This window comes from Saccharopolyspora antimicrobica (assembly GCF_003635025.1).
GTDB classification, from domain to species: domain Bacteria; phylum Actinomycetota; class Actinomycetes; order Mycobacteriales; family Pseudonocardiaceae; genus Saccharopolyspora; species Saccharopolyspora antimicrobica.
In genome coordinates this window covers 6,271,935-6,295,187 of record NZ_RBXX01000002.1, presented here as the reverse complement: position 1 = coordinate 6,295,187, position 23,253 = coordinate 6,271,935, and the positions used below count along the sequence as shown (strand labels likewise).

Here is a 23,253-nt window from a genome sequence, read left to right as displayed (position 1 = left end):
GGTGCGTCAGCAGCAGACGTGCCCAGAGGTGTACTCCGCGCCGTGCCACCAGTGCTCCTGCTGCGCCGGCAACGTTCGGACGGTGTGCACCGGTCGCGCCGGAGGTTGCGCGGCGGGCCCGCCGATCAGCTCCTCGACGGTGTGCAGGACTCCGTCGAGCAGCACCTGGCGGACCTGGGCCACGGCCTTGATGTCGGTGAGCGGATCGCCCTGCACGAAGGCGAGGTCCGCGAGCTTGCCCGCGGCGACCGTGCCCAGCTGCTCGCTCATGCCGAGCACTCGCGCGCCACCCGCCGTGGCCGCGCGCAGGACGTCGTGGTTGTCGATCCCGTTGCGCACCATGGTGTCGAGGTTCAGGTGGTAGAAGATCGCATGCGGCACCAGGGGCGTATCGGTGCCGACGGCGATGTGCCCGCCCGCCGCCACCATCCTGCGCACGGTCGCCACCTGCCGCGCGTTGTACCTCATCTCCCGCTCCGGGTAGCGGCCTGCCGCCGCCTCCACCTCGGCGCGGAACTCCGCGTACATATCCTCCGGCAGCAACGCCTTCAGCCGCGGGTCCTCCAGCGCCCACCCGGCGAAGTGGTAGACCGCCGGAGTGGCCGGCGGGGCCAGTCCCAGCGTGGGTGTCGAGGACATGCCCGCGCGGACCAGGATGTCGATCACGTCGGCGTAGGCGCGGCCGGTCTGGCTCTCCTTGTGCCGGTGCCCGTAGCGGCTGGTGGCACCGGTGTGCTCGACCGCGTCCGCGCCCAGCGCGGCGGGACCGTACAGGTAGTGCGAGCTCACCGGCACGCCGCCGGCGTGCGCGAGCTCGATCGCCTCGCGCTGGCGGGAGTACGGCAGGCGGACGTAGGTCTTGACCATGTCGTGGCCGAGTTCGCCGACCCGCTCCAGCTCGCGGCGCAGCTCGTCGGCGTTGGTGATGGGCCGGTTGCTCTCGTAGTACACCCGGCCGCCGTCGACGAACTCCCCGGCGGCGAACACCCGCGGCCCCAGCCTGCTCCCCGACTCCTGCGCCTCCTTCGCCTCCACCGCGACGTAGTGGCCCGACCCCGGCGACCGCACCGAGGTGACGCCGAAGGACAGCCACAGCCGCGGGATCCGGTTGTTCTCCCACGGCAGGTGCTCGTGCGTGGCCACCATGCCCGGCAGCACCGTCAGACCCCGGGCGTCGATCACCTCCGGTGCGGCGAGGCCCCGGCCGACCGCCGCGATCCGGTTGCCGCGGACCAGGACGTCCACATCGCGGCGCAGTTCCCGGTGCTCGCCGTCCCACAGCGCTCCGGCCCGGATCACGACCTCGCCGTCCGGCCGCCGCGGCCGCCAGGTCAGCCGGGTGGGCATCGACCGCACCGCGCCGCTGCGCACGTCGGCGATCCGGAGGCGGCCGTTGGACAGGTAGAGCAGGGTGCGGGAATCGCCGCCCCAGCTCGGGGAGTCCGCGGTCTCCGCGCTGACTCGCCGCGGCGCGCCCACCGGCCGCGCTCGATCATCCACATCGGACACCCAGGCGGTGCCGGACACCACGAATGCCGCGCTGCGCCCGTCGGGCGAGTACACCGGTCCCGCGTCGACCCGGTTGACCAGCGACCGGCCCGGCAGCGCCGGCGTGTACTCCGCCGCGCCGGTGGCCACGTCCACCGTCAGCACCTGGTTGCCGCCCTCCCGGTAGCGCCTGGTCACCGGGACGAAACCGGCCAGGCCCAGCTTGCTGCCGTCGGCGCTGAAGCACGGCCTGCCGGGCGCGTTGAGCGGCCCGATGAGCTTGCGCACCGCCCCGGTCGCCAGCTCCACCGTGCACACCCAGTCGTGGGAGAGGAAGGCGACGCTGCGCCCGTCCGGGCTGAACGCGGGCGCCCGCTCGTCCCCGTGGAGATCGGTCAGCTGCCGCTGCTCACCGGTGGTGAGGTCGTGCAGCCACAGGTCGAGCTGGCCGTTCCGGTCGCTGCTGAACACCAACGTCCGGCCGTCCGGCGACCAGGCCGGAGCGCCGTTGAAGTTGTCGTCGGCCACGACGCGCTCGGGCTCCCCGTCGCGCCGCAGCAACCAGATGCCGCCGAGCGCCTGGCAGGCCACCTGCTGCCCGTCCGGGGAGAGCGCAGGCCCCACCAAGCCCTTGACCGGCCGCGGCGCGGAGCTGTCGAAATCGCGCGTGCTCGCCCGCTCCACCGCGGGCCGCACCGAGACCTCCGCGGTGAAGGGCACGTCCTGGACGTGGCCGGTGCGCAGATCGCGGCGGCGGATCTTCCCGTCGGCGGTGTAGAGCACCTCGTCGGCCGACAGCCAGCGCGGCGCGAACGGGAACACGTCCTCGTCCGGGCCCGACACCTCGCGACCGTCGATCACCAGCACGGACCGGTCGGTCGTCAGGTGCACGTAGGCGAACCGCCCGTCGGGCGCGAAGGACGGTCCGGCGAGCTGCCCTTCGGCGACCTCGACGAGGGTGCGCCGGTTGCCCGCCGCGTCCACCGCGTCGATCGCCGTCGGCGCGTTGTCCACGCCCCTGGTGAAGGCGATCGCCGAGCCGTCGGGGAACCAGACCGGGTGCGCCTCCTGATCGGCACCGGTGGTCCAGTCGGTGATCCGGCCGGTGGCCGGGTCCAGCACCCGGATCCCGTACCGGCCGCCGGTCTCGCCGGAGAAGGCGATCCGGGTGCCGTCCGGCGAGAACCGCGGTTCCCGGTGATCGCTGGAACCGCTGGTCAGCAAGTTGAAACCGGAGCCGTCGAGGCTCAGCAGCGCCAGCTGGAACTGACCGTCCTGGTAGGACTGGCACACGATGCGCCGCCCGTCGGGTGCCACGTCCGGCTCCCCGGCCTCCTGCACGACGTCGGTGATCCGGACCGCCTCACCACCGGCCATCGGCACCACCCAGAGCATGTTGAGCAGGTCGAACACCACCGCGCGCCCGTCGGGCGAGACAGCGGCAGCGGCGTTGGTGGCCTCGCGGATCACCACCTGCCGGGTGCCCGCGGCACCCGGCTCGGCGAACGCCACCGGTTCACCGGCCAGCCTGGTCAACATCCACGCGGAGCCGAATCCAGCGGCGGCACGGCCGCCGTGTGCGAAGAGCGCTCGCCGGGTCAGGTCCACCACGCACCTCCTGGGGAAAGCAGCGTCGGCACCGCATTCAACGCGCGTCCGGCGATCTCGGCAAAGATCGTCATCCGGATGGCACAACGCCGCGACCAGCACGAAGAACGCGACTCCTGCGCTGATCGACCGATGCGCGTTCGCCCGATCGGCACAACCTCCCGGCCGCCCGGTGTTCGCCCGCCCGACCGCTTCTGGTGGTTCACAAGGTGCCGGTCGTGGGGCAAGGTCGAGCGCCGAGCCGGGTGGAGGTGAGCGGGTTTTGGGGTATTTCAACCGCGGTGAGCGGTTCACCGCCGTGACGACCGGTCTGCTGGTGGCGCTGGTCCCGGCGCTGGCGCTGGGCGGCGATGCGCTGGTGGAGAGCGTCGAACGCGCTGCGCCGCAGCCGCCGCCGGACGTGGCGATCAACGGCGAACTGCCCGTCGAGGAACAGCTCAGCCCCGAGTTCCTGGACGAGGTGCGCAACGGGGAGGACCTGTCCGAGCGCGCCGAACCCGCCGACCAGGTGCCAGCCGGCCCGCTCGGCATCCCCGGCACGGTCCTGGCGGCCTACCAGCGCGCCGACCGGACCTTGGCAGGCACCACGCCGGGCTGCGGGCTGCACTGGTCGGTGCTGGCCGGGATCGGCCGCATCGAATCGCACCACGCGCGCTCCGGTCGGGTCGACGCCGACGGCCGGACCCTCGCGCCGATCCTGGGCCCGCGTCTGTCCGGCGGCCCGGGAATAGCGGCGATCCGCGACACCGACGGCGCGACGCTGGACGGCGATGCGGTGTGGGACCGCGCGGTCGGCCCGATGCAGTTCATCCCGTCGACCTGGCGCAGCCAGGCCGACGACGGCAACGCGGACGGAATCCGCGACCCGCACAACGTCTTCGACGCGGCCCTGGCGGCGGGCCGGTACCTCTGCAGCGGCGGAGGCGACCTGCGCGACCGGACCCAGCTGGCAGCGGCGGTGTTCCGCTACAACCACTCGCAGGCCTACGTCCGCAACGTCCTTGCCTGGGCGGATGCCTACGCGAGAGGCGTCATGCCGACCGCCAATGACGCGACGATTCCGCCGAGCGCCGAACTCGTCGCGTTCGCCCGCCCGCTCCCGCCAGAAGCCCCGCCCCCGCCCGGTGTCCCCCAAGCCGCGGCACCACCTCCCGCAGGCCCGGCGCTCCCGCCCGCACCAGCACCAGGACGACCGCCCGCTCCCCCGCCACCCGGAACCACGACACCGCCGCCACCGCCTCCACCGTCGTCGGAACCTCCGTCCTCCTCGCAGCCACCGTCGAGCGAGCCTCCTCCGACCTCGGAACCACCGACCTCGGAACCGCCCCCTCCGGCGACCTCCGCTCCGGAAACGACCTCGCCCGCCAGCTGATCGGCCGTGCGACACGGCGTAAGCGATGTCGTTCACGCGTCCGACGAGCGGGGAACATCTCCACACCTGGGCCCGCTACCCGGTCAAAGCCGGCGGAAAGCCGCTAGCGAGGGGGAACGCCGGCGCGGGCGAGGATGGACAACTCGAACGGCCGGAGCGCGTCGGTGCGTTCCCACTCCGCGGGGTCGATCGTCTCGCGTTGCCGGACGTACTCGATCGGCTGGAGCCGGTGCTCGAGCAGGAGTGCGTTCATCTCCTCGATGCTGAGGAAGGTTCGCCAGGGCTCACTCTGCTCGGCCGCCGCGGCCGTGACCAGCTCGGCGTACCACTGACCTGCCTCGTCGCGGAGCCCGGCCGGGAGCAGGTGCTCCACGACGAGCTCGGTGCCGGGTGCGAAGCCGCTGATGACCGCCAGGGTCTGCCCGATCGATTCCGAGGTGAGGTACATCGTGACCCCGAGCCAGCTGACCAGCGCGGGCCGGGCCGGGTCGAAACCGGCCCGTACGAGGTGATCGGCGAGCGTCCCGGCGGACTCCTCCTCGAAATCGATCGGGACGAAGGAGACCGAGGATGGCACCTCTGTTCCGCTCTCGGCCAGCACAGCCCGCTTCCAGCGCTGGGTCGCCGGCTCGTCCACCTCGAACACCCGCACCCGGTCGGCCAGCTCCGACCGGTAGGCGAAGGAGTCCAGCCCAGCGCCGAGGATCACGTACTGGTCGACGCCCCGGCCGGCCAGTACGGACAGCCGATCCTCGGTGTAGCGACTGCGGGTGGTGGCCGTTGTCCGCGCGCCGGACAGGACCGGGTAGCTGCCGTAGGACCGGTGGTAGCCGAGGAGTTCTCCGGCACGCTCTCCCAGGAACACCTGCGCCAAGGTGTCGGCGAAGATCGAGGGGGTGTCGTCGACGAGGAGATGTGCCGCGCGGGCCGCCGCCGACATCAGAGCTGTCTGGCTGGGGCGTTCATCGTTCATCACGATGACGACGATATCTCGACTTTTCGTGATTATATCCGGAAAACAAATCTTCCGGAAGAGCATTCGAGTTCCGATTCGGTAACGGATCGACGTATCCGGCAGAGCCATTAGTGGCACCTGGCGAGCCCGCGGCGAATACCGCACGCAGCGCTACCTGGAGGAGTACGAGATCCCCGGGCCCGACGCGCCCGACTTCCACCGGCCGATCTCGGCGTACCTCAACGAATCGAGCTCGCTCGGCTGCCGCCTCCGCGAGGTCGTCGAGCCGGGCCTGGCCCCGGCGGTGGCCGCCCGGACCGCGACGCCCGGCCTCGAAAGCTACGTCCAGCTCCCCGACTTCCTCGTCATCTCGTCCGAACCCCCGACGTGACGGGCACCTCCGGAGCGCGGAGGTGCCCGTCACGCGGTCACACGAGAGGACGGTCGGTCGGGTTGATGGATGTTGGGAGGATCTTCCGGCTGGTGAGGTAGGTGTCGACGTGGGCCGCTGCCGAGCGGCCCTCCGCGATCGCCCAGACGATCAGGGACTGGCCCCTACCCATGTCGCCCGCCGTGAAGACACCGTCCACCGTGGTCATGAAGGTCTCGTCGCGGGCGACGTTGCCCCTGGGGTCGAGATCCACTCCCAGGTCCGCGATGAGGCCTTCACGCTCCGGGCCGACGAAGCCCATCGCCAGCAGCACAAGCTCCGCCGGGATCTCCCGCTCGGTGCCCTCGACCGGTTCGAAGCCCGCATCCGTGCGGCGGACCTCCACCAGGCGCAGGGCGCGGACCTTGCCCGACTCGTCGCCGAGCATCTCCTGGGTGCTCACCGAGTAGAGCCGTTCGCCACCCTCCTCGTGGGCCGAGGAGACCCGGTAGATCATCGGGTAGGTCGGCCACGGGTTGGCCTCCGGGCGGGACTCCGGCGGCATCGGCATGATCTCCAGCTGCGTCACCGATGCCGCGCCCTGGCGGTGCGCCGTGCCGACGCAGTCGGCTCCCGTGTCACCGCCGCCGATGACCACCACGTGCTTGCCCTCGGCGTGGATCGGCGACCGCTGCAGGTCGCCCTCCTGCACCTTGTTGGCCAGCGGCAGGTACTCCATCGCCTGGTGCACGCCGTCCAGCTCGCGCCCCGGGACCGGCAGGTCGCGGGCCAGCGTCGAGCCGCCCGCGAGCACCACCGCGTCGTAGTCCTCGCGCAGCTGCTCCACCGTGACGTCCACGCCGACGTTCACACCCGTGCGGAACTCGGTGCCCTCGGCGCGCATCTGGCCGAGGCGGCGGTCCAGCCGCTGCTTCTCCATCTTGAACTCGGGGATGCCGTAGCGCAGCAGCCCGCCGACGCGGTCGGCCCGCTCGTAGACCACCACGCCGTGACCCACCCGCGTCAGCTGCTGGGCGGCGGCCAGCCCGGCCGGGCCGGAACCGATCACGGCGACCTTCTTCCCGGTGGCCGCGCGCGGCAGCTGCGGGCGCACCAGACCGGAATCCCAGGCCTTGTCGATGATGCTGATCTCGACCTGCTTGATGCTCACCGGATCGGCGTTGATGCCGACCACGCACGCCGCCTCGCACGGGGCGGGGCACAACGTCCCGGTGAACTCCGGGAAGTTGTTGGTGGCGTGCAGCCGCTCGGCCGCCTCCTCCCAGTCGTCGCGCCAGACCAGGTCGTTCCACTCCGGGATCAGGTTGCCCAGCGGGCAGCCCTGGTGGCAGAACGGGATGCCGCAGTCCATGCAGCGGCCGGCCTGCTTCTGCAGCTTGGGCTGCTCGAACTCCAGGTAGACCTCGCGCCAGTCCTTGATGCGCACGTCCACCGGACGGCGCTGCGGTGTTTCCCGCGGCGTGGTCAGGAATCCCTTGGGGTCAGCCATGAGCCGCCTCCATGATCGCCTCATTGACGTCGCGGCCGTCGCGTTCGGCAGCGCTGCGCGCCGCGAGCACCCGCTTGAAGTCGCGCGGCATGACCTTGCCGAACCGCTCGACCGAGGTGTCCCAGTCGGCCAGCAGCTCGCGGGCCACCGCCGACTCGGTCTGCTCGAAGTGCCGCCGGACGCGGTCGTGCAGGAACTCCCGGTCGGCGTCGTCGAGCGGGTCCAGGTCGACCATCTCCGGGTTGATCCGCGCCGGATCGAGGTCGAGCAGGTAGGCGGTGCCGCCGGACATGCCGGCCGCGAAGTTGCGCCCGGTCCGCCCGAGGATCACCACGCGGCCACCGGTCATGTACTCGCAACCGTGGTCGCCGACGCCCTCCACCACCGCGATGGCACCGGAGTTGCGCACGGCGAAGCGCTCGCCGACCATGCCGCGCACGAACATCTCACCGCTGGTCGCGCCGTAGAGCAGCACGTTGCCCGCGATGATGTTGTGCTCGGCGGCGAACGGAGCCGTCGCGTCCGGCCGCACCACGATCCGCCCGCCGGACAGGCCCTTGCCGACGTAGTCGTTGGCATCGCCCAGCAGCCGCAGGGTGATGCCGCGCGGCACGAAGGCGCCGAAGGACTGCCCGGCCGAGCCGGTGAAGGTCACGTCGATGGTGTCGTCCGGGAGGCCTTCACCGCCCCACCGCCGGGTCAGCTCGGAGCCGAGCATGGTGCCGACGGTGCGGTTGACGTTGCGCACCGGGATGTCCAGCCGGACCGGCCGGCCTTCCTTCAAGCCGCCCTCGCAGAGCTGGATCAGCGTGTTGTCCAGCGCCTTGTCCAGCCCGTGGTCCTGCTCGACGACCTGGTGCCGCGCGGTGCCCGGCGGCAGTTCCGGCACGTGCGTGATCGGCGTGAGGTCCAGGCCGCGGGTCTTCCAGTGCCGCACCGCCTCTGAGGTGTCGAGCAGGTCGGCCTGCCCGATCGCCTCGTCGAGACTCCGGAAACCCAGCTGCGCCAGGTATTCCCGGACCTCCTGGGCGACGAACTCGAAGAAGTTCACCACGTACTCGGCCTTGCCGGTGAACTTCTCGCGCAGCTGCGGGTTCTGCGTGGCCACGCCCACCGGGCAGGTGTCGAGGTGGCAGACCCGCATCATGATGCAGCCCGAGACCACCAGCGGAGCGGTGGCGAAGCCGTACTCCTCGGCGCCCAGCAGCGCCGCGATCACCACGTCGCGACCGGTCTTGAGCTGGCCGTCGGTCTGCACCACGATCCGGTCGCGCAGGTCGTTGGCCAGCAGCGTCTGCTGCGTCTCGGCCAGCCCGAGCTCCCAGGGACCGCCGGCGTGCTTGATCGACGACAGCGGCGAGGCACCGGTTCCGCCGTCGTGGCCGGAGATCAGCACCACGTCCGCGTGCGCCTTGGACACACCCGCCGCGACCGTGCCGACGCCCACTTCGGACACCAGCTTGACGTGGATCCGCGCCCGGGGGTTGGCGTTCTTGAGGTCGTGGATCAGCTGCGCCAAGTCCTCGATCGAGTAGATGTCGTGGTGCGGCGGCGGCGAGATCAGCCCAACGCCCGGCGTGGAGTGCCGGGTCTTGGCCACCCACGGGTACACCTTGTGCCCCGGCAGCTGACCGCCCTCGCCCGGCTTCGCGCCCTGCGCCATCTTGATCTGGACGTCATCGGAGTTGACCAGGTATTCGCTGGTCACGCCGAAGCGGCCGGAGGCGACCTGCTTGATCGCCGAGCGCCGCGAGTCGCCGTTGGCGTCCGGGGTGAACCGGTCGGCGTCCTCACCGCCCTCACCGGTGTTGGACTTGCCGCCCAGCCGGTTCATCGCGATGGCCAGGACCTCGTGCATCTCCTTGGAGATCGACCCGTAGGAGATCGCGCCGGTGGCGAACCGCTTGACGATGGACGACACCGGCTCGACCTGCTCGATCGGCACCGGCTTGCGCGCCTCGCGGAACTTGAACAGCCCGCGCAGGGTCATCAGCTCGCGGGACTGGTCGTCGACCGCCTTGGTGTACTCCTTGAACACCTCGTAGCGACCGCTGCGGGTGGAGTGCTGGAGCTTGAACACCGTCTGCGGGTTGAACAGGTGGGGCTCGCCCTCGCGCCGCCACTGGTACTCCCCGCCGACCTCCAGCCTCCGGTGCGGCGCCTGCACCCCGTCGCCGGGGTAGGCGCGCCGGTGCCGCTCGGCGACTTCCTGCGCCAGCACGTCGAACCCGACGCCGCCGAGGCGCGAGGTCGTGCCGGTGAAGCACTGCTGCACGACCTCCTCGCCGAGCCCGATCGCCTCGAAGATCTGCGCGCCGGTGTAGGAGGCCACAGTGGACACGCCCATCTTGGACATGGTCTTGCGGACGCCCTTGCCCAGCGCCTTGATGAGGTTGTCGGTGGCCTGCTTGGCATCGACTTCCCGGATCACGCCGGTGGATACCAGATCTTCGACCGTGGCCATCGCCACATACGGGTTAACGGCAGCGGCCCCGTAGCCGATGAGAAGAGCGACATGGTGCACTTCCCGGACGTCGCCGGCTTCGACGATCAGCCCCACCCGGGTGCGCTTCTTCTCGCGCACCAGGTGGTGGTGCACGGCGCCGGTCGCCAGCAGCGACGGGATCGGCGCGTGCTCGGCGTCGGCCGTGCGGTCGGAGAGCACCAGCACGTGCGCGCCGTCGGCGACGGCGGCCGAGACCTCCTCGCAGATCTCCTCCAGCCGGTTGCGCAGCGCTTCACCGCCACCCGCGACGTGGTAGGTCATCGACACCACCGCGGGCTTGAGGCCCGGGCGGTCGCCGTCGTCGTTGAGGTGCACGATCTTGGCGAGCTGGTCGTTGTCCAGCACCGGGAACGGCAGCGCCAGGTTGCGGCAGGCCGCCGGGTGGTGGTCGAGCAGGTTGTGCTCCGGCCCGACGTGCGTGCCCAGCGAGGTGACCAGCTCTTCCCGGATGGCGTCCAGCGGCGGGTTGGTGACCTGCGCGAACAGCTGGGTGAAGTAGTCGAACAGCTGCCGCGGGCGCTCGGAGAAGGCGGCGAAGGGCGCGTCGTTGCCCATCGAGCCGATGGGTTCGGCACCGCTGGTGGCCATCGGCTTGAGCAGCACGCCGAGTTCTTCCTGCGTGTAGCCGAAGACCTGCTGCCGGTGCACCAGCGAGTCGTGCGAGGGCAGCTCCCGCTCGCGGTCGGGCAGATCGGCCAGCCGCACCACGCCCGCGTCCAGCCACTCCTGGTACGGGTGCTCGGCGGCGAGCTCGCCCTTGATCTCGTCGTCGTCGATGATGCGGCCGGCCTCGGTGTCGACCAGGAACATCCGGCCGGGCTGCAACCGGCCCTTGCGGACCACCTTGTCCGGCTCGACCTCCAGCACGCCGACCTCGCTGGCCAGCACGACGAGCCCGTCCTCGGTGACCCAGTAACGCCCGGGACGGAGGCCGTTGCGGTCGAGCACCGCACCGATCTGCGTGCCGTCGGTGAAGGCCACCAGCGCCGGGCCGTCCCAGGGTTCCATCAGGTAGTTGTGGAACTCGTAGAACGCGCGGCGGGCCGGGTCCATCTCGGCGTGGTTCTCCCACGCCTCCGGGATCATCATCAACACCGCGTGCGGCAGCGAACGGCCGCCCAGGTGCAGCAGTTCCAGCACCTCGTCGAAGGTCGCCGAGTCGCTGGCGCCGGGGCTGGCGATCGGGAACAGCCGCTGCAGGTCACCGGGGATCAGGTCGGTGGCCAGCATGCTCTCGCGGGTCCGCATCCAGTTGCGGTTGCCCTTGACCGTGTTGATCTCGCCGTTGTGCGCGATGTAGCGGTACGGGTGCGCCAGCGGCCACGACGGGAACGTGTTCGTGGAGAACCGGCTGTGCACCAGGCCGATCGCGCTGGCGAACCGCTCGTCGCCGAGGTCCGGGTAGAACGCGCCGAGCTGGGCCTCGGTCAGCATTCCCTTGTACACGATGGTGCGCGCCGACAGGCTCGGGAAGTACACGTCGGCTTCGTGCTCGACCCGCTTGCGGACGCAGAACGCGCGCCGCTCCAGCTCCAGCGGCGTCCCGCCGGCATCGTGATCGAGGAAGATCTGGCGGAAGCCCGGCATCGTCTCGCGCGCCGAAGTTCCGGCGCAGCCGGGTTCGACCGGCAGGTCGCGCCAGCCGAGCAGCCGCAGGCCCTCCTCGGCCACGATCTGCTCGATGATCTCCACCGCCCGCGCCGCTTCACCAGGATCGGTGGGCAGGAACGCCGTGCCCACAGCGTATTCGCCGCGTCCGGGCAGCGCGAAGGGCATCTCGGCGCGGAAGAACGCGTCCGGGATCTGGGTGAGCAGCCCGACTCCGTCTCCGGTGTCGGGGTCGGCGCCCTTGGCGCCGCGGTGCTCCAGGTTGCGCAGTGCCGTCAGAGCTTTCTCGACCAGCTCGTGGCTCTGCCGACCCTGCAGGTCGGCGACGAAAGCGACACCGCACGCGTCGTGTTCATTGGCCGGGTCGTAGAGACCGCCGGCCGCGGCGCTGCGTTGCGCCACGCTTCTTGCATGGTGGGAAAGGGGCATCGTACCTCCCGTCGTCAGGCCGCGGTCCGCAACTGGGCATGACTCACCCACGGCGGAGCCGCAAGAACCTTTGGGGGCACTGACAAAAGGATGCGCCGTTGCACTCTCGGTCAGTTTGAGGCACTCTACAGATCGAGCGCCCGGATAGCTACCGTCAAGTAACACCAAATTAAGCGAGTGTTACCCGGCTCCCAGGTGTTGGGACAGCGCTGTCGCAATCCCTGCGAGCTCGGGGAATTCTGCACCACGACACCGTCCATACGCGACTGCCGGGCGCATCAAGTGGCGTTGTTCACGATCTTCTTGCGGTGACGGCGAAGCCTTGCCGAACACCCTCGGATTCGGTTCAGAACAGGCATTTTCGCAGCGCCCGGGGCAGGAATCACCCGATCGCCAACGGGTTCCGCCTCCGGGAGCGGCCGGCTCGCGGCGGCTCCCGGAGGTCGCGGGCTCAGCGCGGCTCGGGCTGAACCCGGTCGTCCACGAGTACCGACGGGTCCTCGGGAGTACTCGCAATCGTCCGATTCCGGACGAAAAGTCCCAGCAGCGCCAGCAACAGCAGGCCCAGCAGCAGGTACGGATTGCCGAAGAAGTGCTGCCCCGGCGTCCACGGAGGACCGGCCGGCAACGATTTGAACACGGCCGCCAGCACAGTCACCAAGGTAAGCGCGGCGACGGCGAGCCAGCCCAGGCTGCGCAACCGAACGGAGTAGCCGAGCAGCACCAGCAGCGCCGGGGCGCACCACACCCAGTGGTCCGACCACGACGTCGGCGAGATCAGCAGCGCGAGCAGGCCGGTGGCCACCACGCCCAGCACCGGCTCGGTGCGCCGGACCGCGAAGGCCACCACGGCAACGCAAGTCAGCGAGAGCAGCACCCACAACCCGTTCTGCACCGACGGCGCGAGCTCCAAGCGGGCCAGCCCGCCCATGATCGACTGGTTGGTGTGGAAGGCCGATCCGCTCACCCCGCTCGCCGGTCCCTTGCCGAACCAGTACTCCACCGCGGCCGAGTAGTTCAGCGCGAAACCGACCAGCGTGCCGAAGGCGCCGGTCAGCACGGCGACCACCGCGGCGCGGAAGTCCTTGCGGAACAGCAGGAACAGCAGGAAGGCGGCGGGTGTGAGCTTGATCGCCGCGGCGATGCCGATCAGCATGCCGCGCGGCCAGCGCGGGTTGATCGCCAGGCAGTCGACGATGACCAGGCCCATCAGCAGGATGTTGATCTGGCCGAGACCGAAGGAGGCGTAGACCGGTTCCAGGAACAGCGTCCAGGGCAGCAGCGCCATGGCCACCGCCAGCGCGCCGCGCCGCCCGACGGCTGCCCACATGTGCCGCGTGACCAGGTACAGCGCCGCGCCGATGGCGAGCAGGTCGACGAGGTAGAGCGCGGCCAGCCCGGCGACGAACGGCAGCAGCGCGAACGGCAGCAGCGGCAGCAGCGCGAACGGCGGGTACACCCAGGGCAGCACGCGGCCGATGCTGACCGTCGGCGCGGTGTTCATGATGTCGCCGCCGGCCAGCCAGGTGTGCACGGCCCAGCGGTAGACCTGGTAGTCGATGGCCGAACCGTCGTCCAGCCCGGCGCGCCGCATGACGAGCAGCAGGACGAAGGAGAGGGCCACCAGCGGCACCGACGCGATCGTGATGGCGCGCGAGCGCCGCACCACGAAACCGCGCAGCCGGTCCGGGAGTTCGCCGAGGTCGAGCGCAGGATGGCCGGATTTGAACCGCACCGTGGCCAAACTGGAGTCCTCTCGATCAGGCGACCGACGTGGATCACCGGTGCGTGATCGGCCGATCACGCCGCGCTCGCCTGGTCGCGGGATGTTCTCGTTGAAGAACCGGAGAACTTTATCGCACCGAACCGTCGCCCCAGCGCACGCCTCGCCCGCAGCGCGCGGTCACCGGGCGACCCCGTCCAGCGATCCCAGCAGCTTGGCCAGCAGCGCGCCCAGCTGCTCGCGCTCGCCCGCCTCCAGCGGCTCGAGCAGCTGCCGCTCCCGGTCGAGGTGATCCGGGAAGAGCCGGTCGATCAGCTCCCGGCCGCGCTCGGTGAGGTGCACGTCGACCTCCCGGCGATCGCGCCGGGAGGCGGTGCGGTTGATCAGCCCTTCGGCCTCCAGCCGGGCGAGCCGCTTGGTGGTGGCCGCGCCGGAGGACAACGTCTCCCTGGTGAGCTGGCTGGGCCGCAGTCCCCCGTCGGCCCGCCGCAGCGCGCTGAGCACCTCGAACTCCATCCGCGACAGACCGGTCTCGGCGAACGCCGCGGCGTCGAGCTGGTTGATCAGCGCCGCGAGCCGCCGCACCCGGCCGATCACGTCGATCGGGGACATGTCGAGGTCCGGCCACTGCTCGCGCCATTGCGCGCTGATCCGTGCGACTGCGTCGTCCACCGGCGCACTCCTTCACGAGTAAATCATCTGGTAATATTTTACTAGTGAACGTTCCTGCCGACCGCGCCGAGCCCGAATCCGCCCTGACCCGCCTGCGCCGAGCGCTGCGCATCCGCGAAGCGCTCCGGTACACGCCGACGGTCGGTGGTGTGGTGGCTCCCGCGCTGCGGGTCGGCGTGTCGTTCGGCGCCCCGATCGCGGTGCTGGTGGCGATCGGCCACCCGGATCTCGTGCCCTTCGCCGCGTTCGGCGCGTTCACCTCGCTGTACTGCCGGGTCGACACCTGGTCCCGTCGCGCACGCCTGCTCCCGCTCATCGCGCTGGGACTGGTCGTGAGCGTGGCCACGGCAACGATGATCGCCGCAGCCACCGGCAACGCGCTCATCGGGGTCCTGGTGCTCACCGCGATCGCCACGGTGGGCAAGCTGGTCTCCGACGTGCTGGAGTTCGGCCCGCCCGGCGGCCTGATGTTCGTCTTCGCCGCCGGCGCTGCCGCCTACGCCGCGCACGACTGGTCGGGCGTGGGCCTGCACATCGGGATCATGGCGGCCTCCGCAGCGCTGTCGGTGGCGCTGAGCCTGCTCGGCAACCTGCTGCACCCGACCGGCCCGCACCGCGTCGCCACGGCTCGCGCGCTGGTGGCGATCGCCGACCACCTCGAATCCCCGAACCCCGCCACTCGCCACCGCGCGCACCACGCGGCGCACCGGGCGTCGGCGACCCTGCGCGGCAACGGCCGCACCGTCACCGCGCTCCGCGCCCACCTGGCCGACGCCGAACACCTGCTCCACCACCCCGCCGAAGCGACGCACTTGCGAGACCTCGCCCGCAAGCTCCACCGCGGCCGCATTCCGCGCCCGGCCGCAGCACCGAAGTTGCCGCGGAACTCCCGGCACGCCGGAGCGCCGTGGTCGGCGCGGATCTCGCCGTTCCTGCCGAACGCGGGGCGGATGCTGCTCTCGTGCCTGCTCGCCGGGCTGATCACGCTCGCGGTGGGGCTTGACCACGCCTACTGGGCGGTGGTGTCGGCCAGCGCGGTCCTGCAGTCGACCAACGCCACGGCGACCTGGCACCGGACGGTGCAGCGCATGACCGGAACGCTCGGCGGAGCGGTGCTGGCGTTCGCGATGTTCGGCTTCCAGCCGAGCCCGCTGGCCATCCTGGTGCTGGTGGTGGTCTGCCAGCTGATCGCCGAGCTGTTCGTCCAGGCCAACTACGCGCTGGGCCTGCTGTTCGTCACACCGCTGGCCCTCGGCCTGGCCTCGCTGAGCAACCCGGCGGCGCACGACGACCTGATCGTCGAGCGCATCGCCACGACCGTCCTGGGCGCGCTGGTCGCCGCGGCGGTGAGCCTGGTCCTGATCAACCGGCAGTCCTCGCGCCGGCTGAACGCGGCCCTCACCGGATGCCGCGAAGCCCAGCAGCAGCTCCGCGAAGCGGACCAGTCCACAGTGGCTGAATCACGGGCGCGTCTCATGCGAGCGGTCTTCGCGCTCCGCAACGCTCACGCGGTCGCCGACGGCGAGCCACGGCACCGCGATCCCCGGACCCGGGAAGTCCTCGACACCGAGCACGAGGCCTACGAGCTGCTGGCCGCAACGGTCCCGGCCCGCACGTCCTCCAGAGCGTGACCTGACCGGAGACCCGCGCAGCCGGGCCTCCGGTCGCGCCGGATCACTTCGGTTCGAGCACGAACACCGGGATCTGCCGGTCGGTCTTCTCCTGGTACTCGGCGTAGGACGGGTACGCCGCGACGGCCCGCTCCCACCACTCGGCGCGTTCGGCACCCTCGACCTCGCGCGCGACGTAGGTCTTCGTCACGGTCCCGTCCTGCAACTGGAACTCGGGGTGGGCCTTGATGTTGTAGTACCAGGTGGGGTGCTCGGGAGCACCGCCCTTGGACGCCACGACCGCGTACCTGCCCTCGTGCTCCACCCGCATCACCGGGGTGTAGCGCAGCTTGCCGGTCTTGGCGCCCCGCAGGGTCATCAGCACGATCGGCGAGCCGAGGATCTCGATGCCCTCGGTGGTCCCGGTCTCGAGGATCTTCTTGGTCTGCTCCTGCACCCAGCTCGTGGGGCTGAACTCCACGTCCTTGTCCGCCATGTCCACGATCAACGCCCCTCGCTCCGCACCCATTCCTGCCGACACCCGGTCGAGCGAACACCGGGCTTCGGCCTGACACATCAGGCCAGCGCGCCGCGGTCCCAGAGGTCGGAATAGTCAGCGGTCGCTCCCCGGAGGCCCTCCGGGGAGCGGTGGTCGCGATCAGGCCCGCAACGCGTCGACCGCGGTGTCGATCGCGGCCAGCGCCGCGGTCCGGTCGAGCCCCGCCCTCGACACGAGCGATAGCCCTTGGACGACGTAGAGCAGCAGCTGGGCTTGGGCCTCTGGGCGGGCGTTGTCGGTGACTTCCCCGGCGGCCTGCCCACGGCGCAGCGCGTCGGTGAGGATGTCGGTGAACCGGCGGTACGAGCGGGCGACGACTTCGGTGGCTTCGCTGTCGTGCGGCACGAGTTCGGCGGTCGTGTTGCCGACCAGGCAGCCCTGCGGGACACCCACGTCGGAGATCAGCTCGTCCAGGCGCGCGGGGTGGGTCAGGATCTCGCGGAGCGCGGGCAGCAGTGGGGAGGTGTCGAGCGCGGTGACCAGGTGCCGCTCGTAGACGTCCCAGTAGAGCCGGACGGCGTCGAGGTAGAAGCGGCGCTTGTCGCCGAACGTCCCGTAGAGGCTGCCGCGTTCGACGCCCAGCGCGTCGACCAGCTCCTGGATCGATGTCGCCCCGTAGCCCCGGGACCAGAACAGTTCGAGCGCGCGCGCCAGCGCCTCGTCCTTGTCGAACTCGCGGGGGCGTCCGGTCCGTACCACGCGTCCGACACTACGACTTCTTGACAGCGCGTTCAAGAAGTCGGTAGCTTCGCTCACGTCACTTCTTGAACGCTTGCACAGAAGTCGTTCCGGCGCGGAGGTGGCGTAATGCAGCCGAAGGACACCTCGCGCCACCCCGTCGAACCACGTGCCTTGGCGCACGGTGAGGAGAACCAGAACCATGGATCGTTTAGCGGGAAAGCACGCGCTGATCACCGGCGGGACGAGCGGCATCGGCCTCGCGACGGCACGGGAGTTCCTCGCCGAGGGAGCGACCGTCGCGATCACCGGTCGCTCGCGGGAAAGGCTGGACGAGGCCGCGCGCCAACTGGGCGGGCCGGTGCTGCCCATCGTCAGCGACGCCGGTGACGTGCCCGGGCAAGCAGCGCTCGCAGCCCGGCTGCAGGACGAGTGGCCGAAGCTCGACATCGTGATGAGCAACGCCGCCGACGTCACCCACCTGCCGATCGAGGCGTGGACCGAGCAGGCGTTCGACAGGCTCGTCGCCACGAACCTCAAGGCGCCGTTCTTCCTGATCAAAGCCCTGCTGCCGCTCTTCTCGCAGCAGTCCTCGGTGATCCTCGTCGGATCGGTCTCCGCCTTCGTCGGGCACGAGAACGCGACCGTCTACGGCGCCGCCAAGGCGGGCCTGCTCTCCTACGCCCGCGGGCTGACCTACGAGTTGAAGGACCGCGGCATCCGGGTCAACGGGCTGAGCCCGGGGCCGACCGTGACCAACGCGCTCAAGTCGCTCGGCGCCGAGCGCCAAGCAGAGCTCTACGAGGAGTTCCGGCGGACCGTGCCCCTGCACCGCATCGGGACCGCCACCGAGATGGCCAAGGCAGCCGTCTACCTCGCCTCGGACGAGTCCGCCTACACCGCCGGCACCGTGCTGCGCGTCGACGGCGGCATCGGCGAACTCGCGTACTGAGGTTCGGTTTCAGCCCTCCGGGTCGAGGTGGTAGAGCTCGGGGAGGTTGACCACGACCGCTTCCTGGGTGCTGCGGGCGATCACCACCACGGCCGGGTTGTCCGGGTCCGGGTTCTCCTCGCGGTGCGGGACGTAGGGCGGGACGAAGATGTAGTCGCCCGGCTCGGTCTTGATGCGGACCTCCTCGGCGCCGTCGTGGAAGACGAACTCCGGGTGGCCGCTGACCACGTGGATCGCCGTTTCCGACTCGCCGTGGTGGTGGTTGTCCGAGGCCGTCGACGGGGCCACGTGGGTCTCGCCCATCCAGATCCGCTCCGAACCGACCAGCTCACCGCTGATCGCGGCCAGCCGCCGCATGCCCTCGGTCTGCGCGGTGTTCTTGTCCAGGTCGGCGGCCCGGACGTGGTGCAGCCGGGTGCGCAGCGCGGCGCGCTGCTCCTCGGGCACCGGCGTGGACAGGTCCGGGTGGAAAGCGTCGTGCTGGGTCATCTGCGTCCTTCCTCGTTCACCGGGTCCGCGACCACCGGCACCTGGCCGAGGAAGTCGGCGACCCGCCGGTCCAGTTCGCGCCACACGCCGGCATCGGGTGAACCGCTGTGCACCGAGGTAACCCCACCGTCCACCGCGCGCACAACCTCCCCGATCGTGATCTGCTCCGCTTCCCTGGCCAGCCAGTATCCGCCGTCGCAGCCGCGCTGGCTGCTGACCAGGCCCGCTCGCCGCAGCTCGATCATCAGGTTGACCAGCGAGTTCAGCGGTATCCGCTGCTCGCGCGCGATGACCGCGCACTTGACCGGGCCGTCGCGCCCGGCCAGCTCGCGCAACGCGCGCAGCGAGTAGTCCACCCGGGCCGAGACCTGCACCGGAGCGGACCGGCGCGGCTTGGGCACCTCCGGCAGCAGCACGGCGCCCTTGGCGATCTCCTCGCAGAACAGGACGATCCGGGCCGCGGCGCTGCGGTGGTGCTGGTCGTTGAGCACGTCGTGCACGCCCTCCTTGAACACCGCCAGCGAGCCCTGCGGGAGGCGGGCGGCGAGCGCGGCCACCGGAGCGACCGGCGCGATCGCGTCGGCATCGCCGTGCAGCAGCAACGTCGGCACCTCGGGCAGGTGCTCCGGTGGCTCTGGCACGTCATCGGTCAGCTGCCCCCACTGGAAGCCGGGGTCGTTCCGCAGCAGTTCGCGGTGCACCGGGCAGGACGTGCGCAGTCCGATCTCCGCAGCACGGTCCACGGGCGGCTGTCCCGCGGCCAGCGGCGTGCCGACCAGGATCAATCCGTCCACTTCGGCGTGCGGTGCGAGCTGCCAGGCGCGCAGGGCGCCGGTGTCGGTGCCGGCCAGGAACCGCGCCGCACCCGGCTCGAACCAGTCGGCCGGATCGCTGTCGGGATCCGGCAGCACCACCGCGTAGCCGTCAGCTGCGAGGCGGCGGCCGAACCGCTCGTAGAGGGCCGGCGTCTCTCCCCTGCCCGCCAGCACCGCGATGGTGCCACGGATTGCCCCGCTCGGGGCCCACCTGGTCATCGCTGCCTCACCCCGCCCGGTACAGGTCGCGCTCGCACGCCCCGGCCACGTCTACCGGCTCCCGGAGCACGCCCGCCGCCAGGTAGCGGTCGGCGACGGCTTGCAGCGCTGCGACGACGTCGTCGCCCAGCGGCCGGACCTCCTGCTTGGTCCGCGTGAGGATCTGCCGCGCGACCGGCGGGTCCAGCGACGTCAGCTTCTCGTAGACGCGCTGGTACTCCGCCGGGTTCTCGTCGCTCCACCGCCACGCCGCCTCGAACCGGCGCAGCGCGTCGGCCAGCGCTTCGCGCTTGAGCGGGTCCGCTGCCGCAGCCGCCGACACGGACAGGATGCCGTTGCGGCCGTTGATGCCCTCCCCGTCGCGGATCACGCGCGCTCCCGCGTGCTGGGCGATCGCCAGGTACGGGTCGAAGGTGGCCCAGGCGTCGATGTGCCCGGCGCTGAACCCGGCCTGCGCGTCGGTGGGCAGGCTGAACGTCAGCCGCACGTCCTGCGGGGTGAGCCCGGCCTCCTCCAACGCGCCCAGCGCGGTGTAGTGCGAGACGGCGCCGGGTGCCGTGGACACCACGAGGTGCTTGCCTCGCAGATCCGCCACGGTCCGGATCGGTGATCCCGGCGGCACGATGATCGCCGTGGAACTCGGCGAGGCCGCTGTCGCCAGCGCCGGTCGCGCCGGAACGCCGCCCGCGATCGCCTGCACGGTGGGTGCGTCGGCGGCGGTGGCGGTGTCCACGTCGCCGGAACGCATGGCCTCGAAGAGCGGTGCCGCGCCTTGGAAGTTGGCCCACTTGATTCGGTAAGGCGCGTCGTCGAAGGCTCCCGATGCCTCCACCCTGGCCCGCAGGCCGCCTGCCTGATCGCCCAGGACGAGCGTGACATCGGACAACGAGCCGGGCTCGCCCTTCGCGCATCCGGTCGCGGCCAGCAGCGCGGCGGTCAGCACCGCGAGCAGAGCTCTGGTCGTTCGCATTCTGCAGTTCTCCAAACTCAATCTGCCCGCGCCTAGGCGACTTCGCGGCGGGCGAGTTCCTGGCGCACCAGCGGGATCAGCTCGCGCCCGTAGTCCACCGCGTCCTCGAACGGGTCGTAGCCGCGGATCAGCAGCGTCGTGACGCCGATGTCGACGTAGTCGAGCAACGCCGCCGCAACGGTTTCCGGCGTGCCCACCAGCGCGGTGGAGTTGCCCGCCGCATTCGTCGCCGACGCCGTCGGCGTCCACAGTGCACGGTCGTGCCGCTCCCCCGCCGCCGCTGCCGCCAGCAGGCGCTGCGAGCCGACGTTGGCCACCTGCTGGCCGGGGTTGAGGGTCTTCGGCCCGGTGAACGACGCGAGCCCACCGCGCGCGGCCCTGATCCGGGCCAGAACGCGGTGCGCGCGGTCCCACGCCTGTTCCTCGGTGGCTCCGAGGATCGGCCGGAACGACACGCTGATCCGCGGCGGCTCGGTGCGCCCCGCCGCCTCGGCCGCCGCCCGGACGGCGGCGATCTGCTCGGCGGTCTGCGCCAGCGGCTCGCCCCACAGCGCGAACACGTCCGCGTGCTTGCCACCCACCCGGTGGGCGGCCTCCGACGATCCGCCGAAGTAGAGCGGAATCCTCGGCTGCTGCACCGGTTTCACGGTGGCGTTGCAGTCCTCGAAGCGGTAGTGCGCCCCGTCGTGGCCGACCGGGCCTTCCGCGGTCCACACCCGGTGCAGGATCTCCAGGTACTCGTCGGTGCGCGCGTAGCGCTGCTCCTTGGACAGGTAGTCGCCGTCGCGCCGCTGGTCGGCGTCGTCGCCACCGGTGATGATGTGCACCGCGATGCGGCCGCCGGTGAGCTGGTCGGCGGTGGCGAAGGTGCGCGCGGCCAGGGTCGGCGCCACGAAACCGGGACGGTGCGCGATGAGGAAGCCCAGCCGCTCGGTGTGCGCCGCGGCGTGCGCGGCCAGCTGGGTGCTCTCCGGGCTGCTCGACCCGTAGCCGATCAGCACCCGGTCGAACCCGGCGTCCTCGTGGGCCCGGGCGAACTCGCGCAGGAACGCCGGGTTGACCGGCGGCCCGGCCGCCGCGTGGATCTCCGAGACGTGCTGCGCCCCGATCATCCCGATGAACTCCACCGTCATCGCGCGCTCCCCTCACCGACGCCGAGCCAGGACAGCAGTTGCGCGCGCAGCGCCAGGAACGCCGGATCGCTCACATCCCGCGGGCGGTCCAGGTCCAGCACCTGGTCGAAGCCGATGCGCCCGTCGCGCATCACCAGCACGCGGTCGGCCAGCAGCAGCGCTTCCTCGACGTCGTGCGTGACCAGCAGGATCGCGCAGCCGTGCCGCCGCCAGAGTTCGCCGACCAGCTGCTGGGCCTTGATCCGGGTGAGCGCGTCGAGCGCCGAGAACGGCTCGTCGAGCAGCAGCAGATCCGGCTCCCGCACCAGGGCGCGCGCCAGCGACGCGCGCTGCGCCTCACCGCCGGAGAGCACCTTCGGCCACACCTCGACCCGGTGCTCCAGGCCGACCTCCGCCAGCGCCGCGACGGCCCGCTCCTTGTCGGGGCGACCGGGCAGGCCGAGGACCACGTTGCGCCACACGCGCTTCCACGGCATCAGCCGCGGTGTCTGGAAGGCCACCGCGCGCCGCACCGCCACCTCGACGTCGCCGCTCACCTCGCGGTCGAGGTCGGCCAGGATGCGCAGCAGCGTGCTCTTGCCGCACCCGCTGGGCCCCAGCAGCGCCACGAACTGGCCCGGCTCGATCTCCAGGTCGAGTTCGTCGAGCACCGCACGGTCGCCGAACTTCCTGGTCAGGCCGCGCACCGCGGCCGGTTTCACTACGCTCCCCGAAACGCCGGTCGCCATGCCAGCACGATCCTCTCCAGAAGTCGGACGATGAAGTCGGCGACGAGGCCGAGCAGTGCGTAGAGCACGAGGCAGACCACGATCACGTCGGTCTGGAAGAACTCCCGGGCCATGTTCATCTCGTAGCCGATGCCCGCGGTGGCGTTGATGGTCTCGCCGAACACCAGCGCCAGCCACGCCGAACCGAGCGAGTAGCGCAGCCCGACCAGGGCGTTGGGCATCGCCGCGGGCAGGATGACGTGCCGGATCTGGGCGAACCAGCCCAGGCCGAGCGTCTTGGCCGCCTCGACCAGCGCGGCGTCGACGTTGCGGATGCCGCCGTAGATGTTCATGTAGAGCGGGAAGGTCACGGCCAGCGCGATCAGCACGATCTTGGGCTGCTCGCCGATGCCGAACCAGATGATCAGCAGCGGGATCAGGCCGATCACCGGCACCGTGCGCAGCATCTGCATCGGCGCGTCGATGATGTCCTCACCGCGCCGGAACAGCCCGGACAGCGTGGCCAGCACCACGGCGGCGAGCACGCCGATCGCCAGGCCGGCGCCGACCCGCTGCATCGAGGCGGCGATCGCCTCCTGCAACCGGCCTTCGGCCCACATCTCGCCCGCGGTGCTCAGCACCGTCGCGGGCGAAGCCAGGGTGTCGTCGCTGAGCACGCCGGAGCTGCTCAGCGCCTGCCAGAGCACCAACAGGGCGATCGGGCTGGCGAGTTTGAAAAGCCAACGGGGAACACGACTCTCGCGCCTGGCCGTGCGGGTCTGCACGGTCGTGACGGCGATCGGGTCCCGGCTGGGTGCGAGTTCGGTGGACGTGGTCATCTGCACTCTCCGCAGGGCATGAGGGCATGGCGCGGCCGGTG

General features: G+C 71.0%; 17 protein-coding genes. 3 read left to right on the top strand and 14 right to left on the bottom strand.

Annotated features, from left to right (window positions below; all coding sequences use genetic code 11):
• Positions 1-6: 6 nt before the first annotated feature.
• Positions 7-3,099 (bottom strand): amidohydrolase family protein, encoded by a 3,093-nt coding sequence (locus ATL45_RS29915; RefSeq protein WP_246025627.1) that lies wholly within the window; start codon positions 3,097-3,099, stop codon positions 7-9.
• Positions 3,100-3,358: 259 nt separating this feature from the next.
• Between ATL45_RS29915 and ATL45_RS29910 the strand changes: the two genes are divergently transcribed.
• Positions 3,359-4,468, top strand: coding sequence for a lytic transglycosylase domain-containing protein (locus ATL45_RS29910; protein WP_093146339.1), 1,110 nt, complete (start codon positions 3,359-3,361; stop codon positions 4,466-4,468).
• A gap of 103 nt (positions 4,469-4,571) precedes the next feature.
• On the opposite strand, the gene ATL45_RS29905 is transcribed toward ATL45_RS29910, so the two are convergent.
• The 5 genes from ATL45_RS29905 to ATL45_RS29885 form a co-directional block, all read right to left on the bottom strand.
• Positions 4,572-5,441 carry a class I SAM-dependent methyltransferase gene (locus ATL45_RS29905; protein WP_211841490.1) on the bottom strand — a complete coding sequence of 290 codons (870 nt, stop codon included), beginning with the start codon at positions 5,439-5,441 and terminating at the stop codon, positions 4,572-4,574.
• A 410-nt stretch (positions 5,442-5,851) separates the two neighbouring features.
• The gene (locus ATL45_RS29900) at positions 5,852-7,303 is read right to left on the bottom strand and encodes a glutamate synthase subunit beta (protein ID WP_093146337.1); all 1,452 of its coding nucleotides are present in this window, start codon (positions 7,301-7,303) and stop codon (positions 5,852-5,854) included.
• Positions 7,296-11,846 (bottom strand): glutamate synthase large subunit, encoded by a 4,551-nt coding sequence (gltB, locus tag ATL45_RS29895; protein WP_093146336.1) that lies wholly within the window; start codon positions 11,844-11,846, stop codon positions 7,296-7,298. Before gltB ends, ATL45_RS29900 begins: the two co-directional genes overlap by 8 nt.
• 451 nt (positions 11,847-12,297) lie before the next feature.
• A complete protein-coding gene (locus ATL45_RS29890) occupies positions 12,298-13,581 on the bottom strand; it encodes a glycosyltransferase family 87 protein (protein WP_246025626.1) in 1,284 nt (427 codons plus the stop codon).
• A gap of 168 nt (positions 13,582-13,749) precedes the next feature.
• Positions 13,750-14,241, bottom strand: a complete 492-nt coding sequence (locus tag ATL45_RS29885; RefSeq protein ID WP_246025625.1) for a MarR family winged helix-turn-helix transcriptional regulator — start codon at positions 14,239-14,241, stop codon at positions 13,750-13,752.
• 44 nt (positions 14,242-14,285) lie between these two features.
• On the opposite strand from ATL45_RS29885, the gene ATL45_RS29880 reads away from it, so the two are divergent.
• Positions 14,286-15,872 carry an FUSC family protein gene (locus ATL45_RS29880; protein ID WP_093146335.1) on the top strand — a complete coding sequence of 529 codons (1,587 nt, stop codon included), beginning with the start codon at positions 14,286-14,288 and terminating at the stop codon, positions 15,870-15,872.
• 43 nt (positions 15,873-15,915) lie between these two features.
• Here the strand turns inward: ATL45_RS29880 and ATL45_RS29875 are convergent, their stop codons facing one another.
• Both ATL45_RS29875 and ATL45_RS29870 read right to left on the bottom strand, forming a co-directional pair.
• Entirely contained in the window at positions 15,916-16,380 is a 465-nt protein-coding gene (locus tag ATL45_RS29875; RefSeq protein WP_439332469.1) for a nitroreductase family deazaflavin-dependent oxidoreductase, read from the bottom strand.
• A gap of 129 nt (positions 16,381-16,509) precedes the next feature.
• Entirely contained in the window at positions 16,510-17,109 is a 600-nt protein-coding gene (locus ATL45_RS29870; RefSeq protein WP_093146334.1) for a TetR/AcrR family transcriptional regulator, read from the bottom strand.
• Between the two features lie 181 nt (positions 17,110-17,290).
• On the opposite strand from ATL45_RS29870, the gene ATL45_RS29865 reads away from it, so the two are divergent.
• On the top strand, positions 17,291-18,040 hold the full coding sequence (locus ATL45_RS29865) for an SDR family oxidoreductase (RefSeq protein ID WP_093146333.1): 750 nt from the start codon (positions 17,291-17,293) through the stop codon (positions 18,038-18,040).
• Between the two features lie 9 nt (positions 18,041-18,049).
• Here ATL45_RS29865 and ATL45_RS29860 read toward each other — a convergent pair whose 3' ends face one another.
• The 6 genes from ATL45_RS29860 to ATL45_RS29835 are packed head-to-tail and all read right to left on the bottom strand — an operon-like array spanning position 18,050 to position 23,212.
• Positions 18,050-18,529: a cupin domain-containing protein gene (locus tag ATL45_RS29860; RefSeq protein WP_093146332.1), complete on the bottom strand. Its 480-nt coding sequence runs from the start codon at positions 18,527-18,529 to the stop codon at positions 18,050-18,052.
• Complete coding sequence (locus ATL45_RS29855) at positions 18,526-19,563, bottom strand: Rrf2 family transcriptional regulator (RefSeq protein WP_093146331.1); 1,038 nt, start codon at positions 19,561-19,563, stop codon at positions 18,526-18,528. The genes ATL45_RS29860 and ATL45_RS29855 overlap by 4 nt, the downstream gene beginning before the upstream one ends.
• A 7-nt stretch (positions 19,564-19,570) precedes the next feature.
• Positions 19,571-20,533 (bottom strand): ABC transporter substrate-binding protein, encoded by a 963-nt coding sequence (locus ATL45_RS29850; RefSeq protein ID WP_093146330.1) that lies wholly within the window; start codon positions 20,531-20,533, stop codon positions 19,571-19,573.
• A 32-nt stretch (positions 20,534-20,565) separates the two neighbouring features.
• Positions 20,566-21,666, bottom strand: coding sequence for an LLM class flavin-dependent oxidoreductase (locus ATL45_RS29845; protein WP_093146329.1), 1,101 nt, complete (start codon positions 21,664-21,666; stop codon positions 20,566-20,568).
• Positions 21,663-22,394 carry an ABC transporter ATP-binding protein gene (locus ATL45_RS29840; protein ID WP_093146328.1) on the bottom strand — a complete coding sequence of 244 codons (732 nt, stop codon included), beginning with the start codon at positions 22,392-22,394 and terminating at the stop codon, positions 21,663-21,665. The genes ATL45_RS29845 and ATL45_RS29840 overlap by 4 nt, the downstream gene beginning before the upstream one ends.
• Positions 22,367-23,212: an ABC transporter permease gene (locus tag ATL45_RS29835; protein WP_093146327.1), complete on the bottom strand. Its 846-nt coding sequence runs from the start codon at positions 23,210-23,212 to the stop codon at positions 22,367-22,369. The genes ATL45_RS29840 and ATL45_RS29835 overlap by 28 nt, the downstream gene beginning before the upstream one ends.
• Between the last annotated feature and the right edge of the window lie 41 nt (positions 23,213-23,253).